Source organism: Thauera sp. (assembly GCF_047601425.1).
Taxonomy (GTDB): Bacteria; Pseudomonadota; Gammaproteobacteria; order Burkholderiales; family Rhodocyclaceae; genus Thauera.
On sequence record NZ_JASGJL010000001.1, the window covers coordinates 132,575 to 145,390 of the forward strand.

At 66.4% G+C, this 12,816-nt stretch carries 12 protein-coding genes and 2 tRNA genes; 12 read left to right on the plus strand and 2 right to left on the minus strand.

Going from position 1 to position 12,816, the window contains the following annotated elements; genetic code table 11:
- Nucleotides 1-4 precede the first annotated feature (4 nt).
- The 12 genes from ispG to QM748_RS00740 all read left to right on the plus strand — a co-directional run bounded on the left by ispG (nucleotide 5) and on the right by QM748_RS00740 (nucleotide 12,220).
- Nucleotides 5-1,264 carry a flavodoxin-dependent (E)-4-hydroxy-3-methylbut-2-enyl-diphosphate synthase gene (gene ispG, locus QM748_RS00685; protein WP_415245176.1) on the plus strand — a complete coding sequence of 420 codons (1,260 nt, stop codon included), beginning with the start codon at nucleotides 5-7 and terminating at the stop codon, nucleotides 1,262-1,264.
- Between the two features lie 72 nt (nucleotides 1,265-1,336).
- Nucleotides 1,337-2,635: a histidine--tRNA ligase gene (hisS, locus tag QM748_RS00690; RefSeq protein WP_415245177.1), complete on the plus strand. Its 1,299-nt coding sequence runs from the start codon at nucleotides 1,337-1,339 to the stop codon at nucleotides 2,633-2,635.
- Nucleotides 2,635-3,279 carry a tetratricopeptide repeat protein gene (locus QM748_RS00695; protein ID WP_415247986.1) on the plus strand — a complete coding sequence of 215 codons (645 nt, stop codon included), beginning with the start codon at nucleotides 2,635-2,637 and terminating at the stop codon, nucleotides 3,277-3,279. Before hisS ends, QM748_RS00695 begins: the two co-directional genes overlap by 1 nt.
- A 3-nt stretch (nucleotides 3,280-3,282) precedes the next feature.
- Nucleotides 3,283-4,425, plus strand: a complete 1,143-nt coding sequence (gene bamB / locus QM748_RS00700) for an outer membrane protein assembly factor BamB (protein WP_415245178.1) — start codon at nucleotides 3,283-3,285, stop codon at nucleotides 4,423-4,425.
- A 15-nt stretch (nucleotides 4,426-4,440) separates the two neighbouring features.
- A complete protein-coding gene (der, locus tag QM748_RS00705; protein WP_415245179.1) occupies nucleotides 4,441-5,769 on the plus strand; it encodes a ribosome biogenesis GTPase Der in 1,329 nt (442 codons plus the stop codon).
- A gap of 136 nt (nucleotides 5,770-5,905) precedes the next feature.
- Nucleotides 5,906-6,142 (plus strand): RNA chaperone Hfq, encoded by a 237-nt coding sequence (gene hfq, locus QM748_RS00710; protein WP_004342183.1) that lies wholly within the window; start codon nucleotides 5,906-5,908, stop codon nucleotides 6,140-6,142.
- A 51-nt stretch (nucleotides 6,143-6,193) separates the two neighbouring features.
- A complete protein-coding gene (gene hflX, locus QM748_RS00715; protein ID WP_415245180.1) occupies nucleotides 6,194-7,351 on the plus strand; it encodes a ribosome rescue GTPase HflX in 1,158 nt (385 codons plus the stop codon).
- Nucleotides 7,352-7,365: 14 nt separating this feature from the next.
- Complete coding sequence (gene hflK / locus QM748_RS00720; protein ID WP_415245181.1) at nucleotides 7,366-8,664, plus strand: FtsH protease activity modulator HflK; 1,299 nt, start codon at nucleotides 7,366-7,368, stop codon at nucleotides 8,662-8,664.
- The gene (gene hflC, locus QM748_RS00725) at nucleotides 8,664-9,545 is read left to right on the plus strand and encodes a protease modulator HflC (RefSeq protein ID WP_415245182.1); all 882 of its coding nucleotides are present in this window, start codon (nucleotides 8,664-8,666) and stop codon (nucleotides 9,543-9,545) included. The genes hflK and hflC overlap by 1 nt, the downstream gene beginning before the upstream one ends.
- A 7-nt stretch (nucleotides 9,546-9,552) precedes the next feature.
- Nucleotides 9,553-9,738, plus strand: coding sequence for a DUF2065 domain-containing protein (locus tag QM748_RS00730; protein ID WP_415245183.1), 186 nt, complete (start codon nucleotides 9,553-9,555; stop codon nucleotides 9,736-9,738).
- A 7-nt stretch (nucleotides 9,739-9,745) separates the two neighbouring features.
- Complete coding sequence (locus QM748_RS00735; protein WP_415245184.1) at nucleotides 9,746-10,906, plus strand: ATP phosphoribosyltransferase regulatory subunit; 1,161 nt, start codon at nucleotides 9,746-9,748, stop codon at nucleotides 10,904-10,906.
- 3 nt (nucleotides 10,907-10,909) lie between these two features.
- Nucleotides 10,910-12,220, plus strand: coding sequence for an adenylosuccinate synthase (locus QM748_RS00740; protein WP_415245185.1), 1,311 nt, complete (start codon nucleotides 10,910-10,912; stop codon nucleotides 12,218-12,220).
- Between the two features lie 206 nt (nucleotides 12,221-12,426).
- Here the strand turns inward: QM748_RS00740 and QM748_RS00745 are convergent.
- A tRNA-Leu gene (locus tag QM748_RS00745) sits at nucleotides 12,427-12,511 on the minus strand.
- Between the two features lie 195 nt (nucleotides 12,512-12,706).
- Nucleotides 12,707-12,791, minus strand: a tRNA-Leu gene (locus QM748_RS00750).
- Between the last annotated feature and the right edge of the window lie 25 nt (nucleotides 12,792-12,816).

The window sequence follows — 12,816 nt, forward strand, 5'->3', positions numbered from 1 at the left end:
CAAGATGATCCAAGACGACAAGCCTTTCTCATCCGATGCCAGGCCGCTCGGCCGGCATCCGACCCACCAGGTCGCGGTCGGCCGCGTGCGTGTCGGCGGCGACGCACCGGTGGTCGTGCAGTCCATGACCAATACCGATACCGCGGACGTGCTCGGTACCGCGATGCAGGTCGCCGAACTGGCACGGGCCGGTTCGGAACTGGTCCGGATCACGGTGAACAACGAAGCTGCGGCGCGGGCCGTGCCCCATATCCGCGACCGGCTGCTGGCGCTGAACATGGACGTGCCGCTGGTCGGCGACTTCCACTACAACGGCCACAAGCTGCTGACCGATTTCCCGGCCTGCGCCGAGGCGCTGGCCAAGTTCCGCATCAACCCCGGCAACGTCGGTGCCGGAGCCAAGCGCGATCCGCAGTTCGCCGCCATCGTCGAGCTCGCCTGCCGCTACGACAAGCCGGTGCGGATCGGCGTCAACTGGGGCAGCCTCGACCAGTCGGTGCTGGCGCGCATCATGGACGAGAACGCCCGCCGTGCGGAGCCGAGCGATGCCGGCGGGGTGATGCGCGAGGCTCTGGTGGTGTCGGCGCTGGAATCCGCCGCCAAGGCCGAGGAGTACGGCCTGGCGGCCGACCGCATCATCCTGTCGGCCAAGGTCTCGAGCGTGCAGGATCTGATCGGCACCTATCGCGAACTCGCCCGCCGCAGCAACTACGCGCTGCACCTCGGCCTGACCGAGGCCGGCATGGGCAGCAAGGGCATCGTCGCCTCGACGGCGGCGCTGTCGGTGCTGCTGCAGGAAGGCATCGGCGACACCATCCGCATTTCGCTGACGCCCGAGCCTGGCGGCAGCCGCACGCAGGAAGTCGTGGTGGCGCAGGAAATCCTGCAGACCATGGGCCTGCGCGCGTTCACGCCGATGGTCACGGCCTGCCCGGGCTGCGGCCGCACCACCAGCACTTTCTTCCAGGAGTTGGCTTCCGGCATCCAGGACTACGTGCGGTCGCAGATGCCGGTGTGGCGGGACCAGTACGACGGTGTCGAGAACATGACGCTGGCGGTGATGGGCTGTGTGGTCAATGGGCCGGGCGAATCCAAGCATGCCAACATCGGCATATCGCTGCCGGGTACCGGCGAGTCGCCGGCGGCCCCGGTCTACATCGATGGCCAGAAAGCCGTCACGCTGCGCGGCGACAATATCGCCGCGGAGTTCAAGGCCATCGTCGACGACTACGTAGTCAGCCACTACGTGAAGAAGGGGGCCTGAGCCGCGCGCCAGGCTGCAAATCCAGCCAGCAACGACAATGCCTCCGGGCGATACCAACAAGATCAAGAACTCATGAGCCAGACCCTTCAAGCCGTGCGCGGGATGAACGACATCCTGCCCGACGACGCCGAAACCTGGGAATACTTCGAAGACATCGTGCGCGACTGGCTGCAAAGCTACGGCTATCGCCCGATCCGCATGCCCATCGTCGAACCCACGCCGCTGTTCAAGCGCGCCATCGGCGAAGTGACCGACATCGTCGAGAAGGAGATGTATTCCTTCGAGGACGCACTGAACGGCGAGCACCTGACGCTGCGCCCCGAAGGCACGGCATCCTGCGTGCGCGCGGCGATCCAGCACAACCTCGTCGCCTCGGGCGGCCCCCAGCGGCTGTACTACTACGGCCCGATGTTCCGCCACGAGCGCCCGCAGAAAGGGCGCTACCGCCAGTTCCACCAGATCGGCGTCGAGGCGCTGGGTTTCGCCGGCCCTGAGACCGACGCCGAACTGATCCTGATGTGCGCGCGGCTGTGGGAAGACCTCGGCCTCGAGGACGTCGCGCTCGAGATCAATTCGCTGGGTGCGCCGGAAGAACGTGCCCGGCACCGTGCGGCCCTGATCGCTTACCTGGAGCAGCACCAGGACAAGCTGGACGAGGATGGCAGGCGGCGTTTGTACACCAACCCGCTGCGCATCCTCGATACCAAGAATCCGGAACTGCAGCCGATCGTCGAAGCGGCGCCGCGGCTGGCGGACTATCTCGGCGACGAGTCGAAGGCGCATTTCGAGGCGGTACAGATATTCCTGAAGGATGCCGGCATCCCGTTCCGCATCAATCATCGTCTGGTGCGCGGTCTCGACTACTACAACCGCACGGTGTTCGAGTGGGTGACGACGCGGCTGGGCGCGCAGGGTACGATCTGCGCCGGCGGCCGCTACGATGGCCTGGTCGAACAGCTCGGCGGCAAGCCGCAGCCTGCTGCCGGTTTCGCCATCGGCATCGAGCGCCTGCTGCTGCTGTGGAAGGATTGCGGCGGCGAAGCCGAGCGGCCGGTGGTCGATGCCTATGTCGTGCATATGGGCGATGCCGCGGCGCGGCTGGCCTTCCGTGCGGCCGAAGCCTTGCGTGCGCATGGTTTTGCCGCGATCCTGCATTGCGGCGGCGGCAGCTTCAAGTCGCAGATGAAGAAGGCCGATGCCAGCGGCGCGCCGGTGGCGCTGGTGATCGGCGAGGATGAGGCGGTCGCGGGCGAGGTGGGCCTGAAACCCATGCGCGGTCCGGGAGCGCAGCAGCGCGTGGCGCTCGATGCGCTGCCCGAGGCGATGGCGGAGCTGCTGTACGGCGGCGATGACGAAGAAGGGGCTGAATGATGGCGGTGTATGACCTCGAGGAACAGGAACAGATTTCCGAGCTGAAAGCCTGGTGGGCGCAGTACGGCAACCTGGTGAGCACGATCGCGGCGCTCGCGGCGCTGGCTTCGGTCGGCTGGCAGGGCTGGCAGTGGTACCAGAACCGCAATGCGGCCGAGGCCGGTGCGCTGTACCACGTCGTGCAGAAGGCTGCGGACAGCCGGGAGGCACAGCAGGCGCGCGATGCTGCCGGCCGCCTGATCGGCGACTACCCGGGCACGACCTACGCGCAGCTGGGCGCGCTGCTGTCGGCAGGCACCCAGTTCAGGGCCGGCGAGCTGGACAATGCGCAGGCGCAGCTCGAATGGGCGGTGGACAAGGGCCAGGACCCGGCGCTGCGCGATCTTGCCCGCCTGCGTCTTGCCACGGTGCTGCTGCAGAAGGGCGAGCTCGACGCGGCGCTGGTCCGTCTGCAGGCTGCGCCGGTGGAGGCGTATGCGGCGCGCTTCGCCGACCTGCGCGGCGACGTGCTCGCGACGCAGGGCAAGGCCGCGGAGGCGCGCACTGCCTACCAGGCGGCGATCGATGCGCTTGCCCGCGAAGGCGAGCAGGCTGTGACCTTGCGTGAAGTGGTGCGCGTGAAACTCGAATCTCTGGAAGGCTGACCGATGAAGCTTGCTTCCCTGCGTGTCGTACCGCTCGTTGCCGCTGCCGTGCTGGCTGCCGGCTGCTCGTCCCTCAATCCTTTTGCCAGCGACAAGCCGAAGCCGGCGCCGCTGGCCGAATTCAAGCCGAGCGCCGAGCTGGTCCAGCTGTGGCGCGCTGACATCGGTGAGTCCGGTCCTTATCTGTTCGAACCCGCGGTGGTCGGCGACAGCGTCTATGCTGCCGGCGAGGACGGCGACGTCGCCCGTTTCGAAGGCGGCCGCACGGTGTGGCGCGTTGACGCCGATACCCGGCTGTCCGCAGGCGTCGGCGCGAGCCGCAATCTGGCCGTGGTGGTGACCGCGAGCGGCGTTGCCATCGCCTATGGCGCTGACGACGGCAGCGAGCGCTGGCGCTCGAACATCGGCGCCGAAGTGCTGGCCCAGCCGGCGGTCGATGGTGACCTCGTCGTGCTGCGCGCTTCCGACAACCGCCTGATCGCGTTGAACGCGCGGGACGGCAGCCGGCGCTGGATCTATCAGCGTGCCAATCCGCCGCTGGCGCTGCGCAACTTCTCGGGCGTGCTGCTCGAAGGCAACGTCGTGCTTGCCGGCTTTCCGGGCGGCAAGTTGGTCGTGATCAATTCGGTCAACGGCGGCGCGATCACCGAACTGTCGGTGGCGAACCCGCGCGGCTCGACCGAACTCGAGCGGGTCGCCGACGTCGCCGGCACGCCGGTCGCAGGCCGCCGCGAAGTGTGCGCGGTGACCTATCAGGGGCGCATGACCTGCTTCGACACCAGCAACGGCAATGCGCTGTGGACGCGCGACTTCTCGAGCAGCGTCGGCATGGACCGCGACGCGCGCTTTGCCGTCGCCACCGACGACCGCGATGCCGTGCATGCGCTCGATGTCTATAGCGGTGCCAGCGTCTGGAAGCAGGATGCGCTGGCGCGGCGCGCGGTGTCGCGTCCGCTGATCGTCGGTGATCACATCGTCGTCGGTGACATCGAAGGCTACGTCCATGCACTGGATCGCGATTCGGGCGCTTTCAGCGCGCGCAGCCGCGCCGGCGACGGCCCCTTGTCGGCGGCGCCGCGGCCCTTCGGGCGCGGTTTCGTCGTGCAGGGGCGCGACGGGACGGTCGCTGCCTATGAACTGCGTTGAGACAGGCGGCCTGACGTGAAACCTACCATCGTCCTGGTCGGCCGGCCCAACGTCGGCAAGTCGACCCTGTTCAATCGCCTCACGCGTACGCGCGACGCCCTGGTGGCGGATCAGCCGGGCCTGACCCGCGACCGCCATTACGGTGTCGGCCGGGTGGGCGAGCGCGACTACCTGGTCGTCGATACCGCCGGCTTCGATCCCGTCGCCAAGGACGGCATCATGCACGAGATGGCACGGCAGGCCGAGCAGGCCATCGCTGAAGCCGACGTGCTGCTGTTCCTCGTCGATGGCCGCGCCGGCCGCACGCCGCACGACGAGCAGATCGCCGCCCGCCTGCGCCGTGCCGGCCGGCCGGTGCATCTGGTGGTCAACAAGGCCGAGGGCCTGGACCGTGCGATCGTCGCCGCCGATTTCCATGCGCTCGGCCTGGGTGATCCGCTGCCGGTGTCGGCGGCGCACGGCGACGGTATCAAGCAGCTCGTCGAAATCGTGCTGGCGCCGTTTCCGCTCGACGACGAAGCCGAGGCCGCCGAGGACAGCGGCCCCAAGGTGGCAATCGTCGGCCGCCCCAACGTCGGCAAATCGACCCTGGTCAATACCCTGCTCGGCGAGGAGCGGGTGATCGCCTTCGACCTGCCGGGCACCACGCGCGACGCCATCGCGATTCCGTTCGAGCGCGGCGGCAAGCGCTACACCTTGATCGATACCGCGGGCCTGCGCCGCCGCGGCAAGGTCTTCGAGGCAGTCGAGAAGTTCTCGGTGATCAAGACCCTGCAGGCGATCCAGGAAGCGAACGTGATCGTCCTCGTGCTGGATGCCGCGCAGGACATTTCCGACCAGGATGCGCACATCGCCGGCTTTGCGCTCGATGCCGGGCGCGCGCTGGTGGTCGGCATCAACAAATGGGATGCGGTTGACGACTACCAGCGCGACCGCCTGAAGCTGGACATCGGACGCAAGCTGGCCTTCCTCGGCTTCGCGCGTTTCCACCAGATCTCGGCGCTGAAGTCGCAGGGCATCGGCGGCCTGCTGAAGTCGGTCGATGCCGCTTACGCGGCAGCGACGTCCAACCTGTTGACGCCGCGGCTGACACGCACGCTGCAGCAGGCGGTGGCCCGCCAGGCGCCGCCGCGCCATGGCCTGTCGCGGCCGAAGATGCGCTACGCCCACCAGGGCGGCATGAACCCGCCGGTGATCGTGATCCATGGCACCGCGCTCGAGGCCATTCCTGCTTCCTACGTGCGTTATCTGGAGCGCTGCTTCATGGAGGCCTTCAAGCTGCAGGGCACGCCCTTGCGCATCCAGTTTCGCACCACGCACAATCCCTATGCCGCGCGCGATTGAGCGCGCGGCAGGCAGGAACCCTACGGGAATCCTACCGGAACCGTTTCCACACCCGGATGTCGATGCATACTGCCATGTGGCGGTGCAGCATCAAATCCATTACATTCTTATAAACAGAAAATAAAGAGGTTCATCAATGAGCAACAAAGGGCAACTTCTACAAGACCCGTTCCTGAACACGCTGCGCCGCGAGCACATCCCGGTGTCGATCTACCTGGTCAACGGCATCAAGCTGCAGGGCCAGGTCGAGTCCTTCGACCAGTACGTCGTGCTGCTGAAGAACACCGTCACGCAGATGGTCTACAAGCACGCCATTTCCACCGTCGTGCCGGCCCGTCCGGTCGTCATCCAGCAGCAGGAAGAAGGCAACTGAGCACAGCAGCCATTGTTCGCAGCCGTCTGAGCGCGGCTGCCGGGGGCTCGCATGTTTGAACGCCCCTCGGCAGGAGAGCGTGCCGTTCTCGTCCAGCTCGATCTTGGCCAGGGGCTCATCGACGAGCGCCTGTCCGAACTGAAGCTGCTGGTCGGCAGCGCGGGCGCATCGATCGAGGCCGTGGTCCAGGGCCGGCGCCAGGCGCCCGATCCGAAGCTGTTTGCCGGCAGCGGCAAAGTGCAGGAAATCGGTGAAGCGCTGCGCGCGCACTCGGCTGACATCGTGATCTTCAACCACGCCCTGTCACCCGGCCAGCAGCGCAACCTCGAGCGTGAATTGCAGTGCATGGTCATCGACCGCACGGCGCTGATCCTCGACATTTTCGCCCAGCGCGCCCGCAGCCACGAAGGCAAGCTGCAGGTCGAACTGGCTCAGCTCGAACATCTGTCCACCCGGCTGGTGCGGGGATGGACCCACCTCGAACGGCAGAAAGGCGGTATCGGCCTGCGCGGCCCCGGCGAGAAGCAGCTCGAAACCGACCGCCGCCTGCTCGGCAACCGGGTCAAGATGCTGAAGTCGCGCCTGGCCCAGATCGAGAAGCAGCGCAAGGTCCGCCGCCGTGCCCGGGAACGCCGGGAGGTGTTGTCTGTCTCTCTGGTCGGTTACACCAATGCGGGCAAATCGACGCTGTTCAATGCGCTGACGAAAGCGGGTGCCTATGCGGCCGACCAGCTTTTCGCCACGCTCGACACCACCTCGCGCCGGCTCTACGTCGGCGGCGAGGGGGCGGGAGCGAGCGTGGTGCTGTCGGACACCGTCGGTTTCATCCGCGACCTGCCTCATGCGCTCGTCGCCGCGTTTCGCGCGACGCTCGAGGAAACGGTGCAGGCCGACCTGTTGCTGCACGTCGTCGATTCGGCAAGCGAGGATCGCGATGCGCAGATTGCCGCGGTAAACGAGGTCCTTGCCGAAATTGGCGCTGCCGATGTGCCGCAGGTGCTGATCTGGAACAAGATCGACCTCACGCATGCCGTGCCGGCGGTCGAGCGGAGTGACTGTGGTAACATTCGGCGCGTTTTTTTGAGCGCCAGAACGGGCAAAGGTCTTGATCTGCTTCGCGAAGCGCTCGCGGAAGTGGCTCAGCAGGCCTTTCATGAAGATGCCGACCGGGAAGCCGGTACGGTGGAAGAGCTTCCTATTCAATCGTGATTACGGGCATTCTCATGTCACTTAACGACCCCCGCTGGGGCGGCCAGGGCGGCGGCGATGATCGCGACCGCGACGATGGGCGGCGCGGCAACGACAATCGCGACGGAAATGACAACCGTGGCGGCAACCAGGGACCGCCCGACCTCGAGGAGGTCTGGCGCGACTTCAATCAGCGTCTGTCCGGCATGTTCGGCGGCAAGCGGCAGAACCGCGGTTCGTCGGGTGGCGGCGGAGGTGGCGGTGGCGGCAGGCCGCAGCTGCCCGAGTTCTCGTTCAAGCAGTTCGGCGGCGGCCTTGGCGCGCTCGCCGCGCTCGCCGTTGCGGTGTGGGCTGCGAGCGGCTTCTATACCGTCGATGCCAACCAGCGCGGCGTGGTGCTGCGGCTGGGCGAATACGTGCAGACCACCGAGCCCGGTCTGCGTTGGCGTCTGCCGTATCCGTTCGAGTCGCACGAAATCGTCGATCTGACCGGCGTGCGCACCGTCGAAGTGGGCTACCGCGGTTCCGAGCGCAACAAGGTGCTGCGCGAGTCGCTGATGCTGACCGACGACGAGAACATCATCAACATCCAGTTCGCGGTGCAGTACGTGCTGAACAGCCCGGAGAACTACATCTTCGACAACCGTTATCCGGACGAGTCGGTGGCGCAGGTGGCCGAGACCGCGATGCGCGAGATCGTCGGCAAGAGCCGCATGGACTTCGTGCTCTACGAAGGGCGCGAGGAAATCGCCGCGACCGCGCACGAACTGATGCAGCGCATCCTTGACCGCTACCAGACCGGCATCCAGATCAGCCGTGTGACGATGCAGAACGCCCAGCCGCCCGAGCAGGTGCAGGCCGCGTTCGACGACGCGGTGAAGGCGGGCCAGGACCGCGAGCGGCAGAAGAACGAAGGCGAGGCCTACGCCAACGACGTCATCCCGCGTGCGCGCGGTGCCGCGTCGCGCCTGATCGAGGAAGCAAACGCCTACCGCGAGCGCGTCGTCGCCAACGCCGAGGGTGAGGCGAGCCGCTTCGACCAGGTGTTCGCCGAATACCAGCGTGCGCCCGACGTGACGCGCGAGCGCCTGTACATCGAGACCATGCAGCAGGTGATGTCCAACACGTCCAAGGTGATGATCGATGCAAAGGGCAACGGCAATCTGATGATGCTGCCGCTCGACAAGCTGATGCAGCAGGCCGGCGCCACGTCGCGGCCGGCCGCGGGGGCCGCGCCCGCCCAGCCGGCGGCTGGATCGAATGCATCCACGCTGGCATCGGATCCGCGCAACAGCCGCGACCCGATGCGCAGCCGTGAGCGGGGAGAACGTTGATGCGTGACAAGCTTTCTTTGATCGGCGGCATCGTTTTGGTCGCCATTGTGATCGCCTCGGCGTCGCTGTTCACCGTCGACCAGCGCCAGTATGCGATCGTGTTCCAGCTGGGCGAGGTCAAGGAGGTCATCTCCGAGCCCGGCCTCAACTTCAAGCTGCCGCTGATCCAGAACGTGCGCTATTTCGAGAAGCGCATCCTGACCCTGGATACGCCCGAGCCCGAGCGCTTCATCACCTCCGAGAAGATGAACGTGCTGGTGGATCACTTCGTCAAGTGGCGCATCGTCGATCCGCGGCTCTATTACGAGTCGGTGGCCGGCGACGAGGCGCGTGCGCGCACCCGCCTGACGCAGACGGTCAATTCCGGCCTGCGCGAGGAGTTCGGCCGCCGCACCATGCACGACGTGGTATCCGGCGAGCGTGACCGCATCATGGACCAGATGCGCGAGCGCGCCGACCGCGACGCCCGCAGCATCGGCGTGCAGATCGTCGACGTACGCCTGAAGCGGGTCGACCTGCCGAACGAAGTGTCGGAATCGGTGTTCCGCCGGATGGAAGCCGAGCGTACCCGGGTGGCGAACGAACTGCGCTCGCAGGGTGCCGCCGAGGCCGAAAAAATCCGCGCCGACGCCGAGCGCCAGCGTGAGGTCATCGTTGCCGAAGCCTACCGTACCGCGCAGCAGCTCCAGGGCGAGGGCGACGCCAAGGCCACCGCGATCTATGCCGAGGCTTTTGGTAAGAACCCGGAGTTCTATGCCTTCTACCGCAGCCTCGAAGCCTACCGGGCCAGTTTTGCCGGCAAGGATGACGTGATGGTGGTCGATCCGAGCTCGGACTTCTTCCGCTTCATGAAGGACATCGGGGGCGCGAAGCGCAATTGAGAGCCTGATGGGCGCCTCCTTGTTGACCGCTTTCGCGCTGATGCTGATCATCGAAGGCATCCTTCCCTTCGTCGCGCCAGCCGCCTGGCGCGAAACTTTTTTGCGCCTCGCCAGCATGGCCGATGGCCAGATCCGCTTCGTCGGGCTGACCTCGATGCTGGGAGGCCTGTTGCTCCTTTTCGTCCTGAACTGAACGCTCTATGCGCTGGGTATTGCCCGACCACATCCAGGACGCGCTGCCGTCCGAAGCTCACCAGCTCGAAACGCTGCGCCGCCGGCTTCTCGACGCCTTCCGCGTCCGCGGCTATCAATTGGTGATGCCGCCGCTGCTCGAATATCTCGACTCGCTGACCACCGGGGCGGGGCAGGATCTCAAGCTGCGCACCTTCCAACTCGTCAACCAGCTGTCGGGGCGGACCATGGGCGTACGCGCCGACATGACGCCGCAGGTCACCCGCATCGATGCGCATCTGCTGAATCATCGCGGCGTGTCGCGGCTGTGCTACTGCGGCAGCGTGCTGCACACCCTGCCGTCGACGCTGACGGCGACGCGCGAGCCGCTGCAGCTCGGTGCCGAGCTGTACGGCCACGCCGGCATCGAGGCCGACGTCGAGATCCTTCGCCTGCTGGCCGAAGTGATGCGCCTGGCCGAAGTGCCAGCTTCGCGCATCGATATCAGCCATGTCGGCCTGTTCCATGCGCTGGCGGCGCGCGCCGGCCTGGTGCCGGGGCGTGAGGAAGAACTGTTCGACCTGCTGCAGGCCAAGGACGTGCCGGCGCTGCAGGCCATGCTGGCCGACGTCGCCGAACCGGTTCGCGCCGCCCTGCTGGCGCTGCCCGGCCTCTACGGCGGGCCGGAAATCCTCGACCGCGCCGCGGCCTGTCTGCCGCAGGACGAGGAGATCACGGCCCTGCTGGGCGAATTGCGCCAACTGGCCGGCGCGCTGGCCGATCTGCCGATCAGTTTCGATCTGGCGGACCTGCGCGGCTACCACTATCACAGCGGCATCGTCTTTGCCGCCTATGGCGCGGAGTCGCCGGCGGCGCTGGCGCTCGGCGGACGTTACGACCGGGTCGGCGAGGCTTTCGGCCGTGCGCGGCCGGCGGTCGGCTTCAGCCTCGACCTGCGCGAACTGGTGTGGCATCTGCCGGCGCCGCTGGCGCATCCGGGCGCGGTGCTGGCGCCCTGGGCGGGCGACGATGCCGAGTTGGCTGCCGAAGTGGCGGCGCTGCGTGCGCGCGGCGAGATCGTCGTCACGGCATTGCCCGGGCATCAAGGAACTTGGAACGAGGCCGGTTGCGACCGGCAACTGGTCAGGCGGGACGGTCGCTGGGCGGTCGTGCCGTTACAGGGAGAGTAGAAAATGGCAAAGAACGTCGTCGTCGTCGGCACCCAGTGGGGTGACGAGGGCAAGGGCAAGATCGTCGATTGGCTGACCGACCACGCCAAAGGGGTCGTCCGCTTCCAGGGCGGCCACAACGCCGGCCACACGCTGGTGATCGGCCAGACCGAATACAAGCTGAACCTCGTGCCCTCGGGCATCGTGCGCGAAGGCGTGGCCTGCTTCATCGGCAACGGTGTGGTGCTCGACGCCCATCACCTGCTGTCGGAGATCCGCACGCTCGAAGCCGGCGGCATCAAGGTCCGCGATCGCCTGCGCATCAGCCCGGGCTGCCCGCTGATCCTCGGTTACCACAGTGCGCTCGACCGCGCGCGCGAGGCGGCCAAGGCCGCCGGCGACAAGATCGGCACCACCGGCAAGGGCATCGGCCCCACCTACGAGGACAAGGTCGCCCGCCGCGCGCTGCGCGTCTATGACCTGTTCGACCGCGAGCGCTTCGCCGCCAAGCTCAAGGCCAACCTCGAATATCACAACTTCGTGCTGACGCAGCATCTGGGCGCCGAAGCGGTCGATTTCCAGGTGGTTTTCGACGAGGCCATGGCCGATGCCGAAGAACTGCTGCCGATGGTGGCGGACGTCTCGGCCGAGCTGTACGCGATCAACAAGTCGGGCGGTTCGCTGCTGTTCGAAGGCGCGCAGGGCACGCTGCTCGACATCGACCACGGCACCTATCCCTTCGTCACCTCGAGCAACTGTGTCGCCGGCCAGGCAGCGGCGGGCTCGGGCGTCGGCCCGAGCCGCCTGCACTACGTACTGGGCATCACCAAGGCCTATTGCACCCGCGTTGGCGGCGGTCCTTTCCCGACCGAGCTCGACATCGAGACCAAGGGCGTGCCCGGCGAACAGATGTCGACCAAGGGCCGCGAATTCGGCACCGTCACCGGCCGCAAGCGCCGCTGCGGCTGGCTCGACCTGGCCGCGCTGAAGCGTTCGATCATCATCAATGGCGTCACCGGTCTGTGCATCACCAAGCTCGACGTCCTCGACGGCCTGGAAGAGCTGAAGCTGTGCACCGGCTACATGCTGGACGGCAAGCGCATCGACCTGCTGCCGATGGGGTCGGAAGAGGTCACGCGCTGCGAACCGATCTACGAGACCATGAAGGGCTGGAGCGGCACCACCTTCGGCGCGCAGAGCTGGGACGCGCTGCCGCAGGAGGCGCGTGCCTACCTGCACCGGATCGAGGAGATCTGCGAGATTCCGATCGACGTGATCTCGACCGGCCCCGAACGCGACGAGACGATCCTGCGTCGCCATCCGTTTGGTGCCTGATCGGATGCTGCAGGCAGGGGAGGGGCCGCGAGGCTGCCTCCGCCAGCTTGCCAAAAAAACGGCGCTGTCCGCATGTCCGGCTCCTTCGGGGGGCCGTGGCATCGGCGGCGCCGTTTTCCTTGTGTCCTTTCCGGTGCAGGCTGTTGCGCTGACCTCGGACGGCGTAAACGAAAAAAGCCGGCTCAAAGCCGGCTTTTCCCTGCAACTGGTGCCCAGAAGAGGACTCGAACCTCCACGCCTCGCAGCGCTAGTACCTGAAACTAGTGCGTCTACCAATTCCGCCATCTGGGCAGGGAGGCGCATAATAGCAAACGATCCGGCGTTTGAAAAGATTTTTCCGTTTTTCCCGTGTTCCGCTGCTGTGTATCCGGCTGGCGCGTATGCTGTCGCCACGCATGCTGCTGGCGGTACTGCACGAGCCTTCAAGGCTGCAGCCGATGGCGGAAAACAAAAAAGCCGCTCCGAAGAGCGGCTTTCCTGTGAAACTGGTGCCCAGAAGAGGACTCGAACCTCCACGCCTCGCGGCGCTAGTACCTGAAACTAGTGCGTCTACCAATTCCGCCATCTGGGCAAGAAGACGCGCATTATAAGCACTC

What these genes read in the sequence shown, in the direction of transcription:
- QM748_RS00695 (WP_415247986.1), top strand. Translation starts at nt 2,635, where the DNA reads ATGGCGGTGTATGACCTCGAGGAACAGGAACAGATTTCCGAGCTGAAA.
- hflC (WP_415245182.1), top strand. Translation starts at nt 8,664, where the DNA reads ATGCGTGACAAGCTTTCTTTGATCGGCGGCATCGTTTTGGTCGCCATT.
- hflK (WP_415245181.1), top strand. Translation starts at nt 7,366, where the DNA reads ATGTCACTTAACGACCCCCGCTGGGGCGGCCAGGGCGGCGGCGATGAT.
- QM748_RS00740 (WP_415245185.1), top strand. Translation starts at nt 10,910, where the DNA reads ATGGCAAAGAACGTCGTCGTCGTCGGCACCCAGTGGGGTGACGAGGGC.
- hflX (WP_415245180.1), top strand. Translation starts at nt 6,194, where the DNA reads ATGTTTGAACGCCCCTCGGCAGGAGAGCGTGCCGTTCTCGTCCAGCTC.
- QM748_RS00730 (WP_415245183.1), top strand. Translation starts at nt 9,553, where the DNA reads ATGGGCGCCTCCTTGTTGACCGCTTTCGCGCTGATGCTGATCATCGAA.
- ispG (WP_415245176.1), top strand. Translation starts at nt 5, where the DNA reads ATGATCCAAGACGACAAGCCTTTCTCATCCGATGCCAGGCCGCTCGGC.
- QM748_RS00735 (WP_415245184.1), top strand. Translation starts at nt 9,746, where the DNA reads ATGCGCTGGGTATTGCCCGACCACATCCAGGACGCGCTGCCGTCCGAA.
- hfq (WP_004342183.1), top strand. Translation starts at nt 5,906, where the DNA reads ATGAGCAACAAAGGGCAACTTCTACAAGACCCGTTCCTGAACACGCTG.
- hisS (WP_415245177.1), top strand. Translation starts at nt 1,337, where the DNA reads ATGAGCCAGACCCTTCAAGCCGTGCGCGGGATGAACGACATCCTGCCC.
- bamB (WP_415245178.1), top strand. Translation starts at nt 3,283, where the DNA reads ATGAAGCTTGCTTCCCTGCGTGTCGTACCGCTCGTTGCCGCTGCCGTG.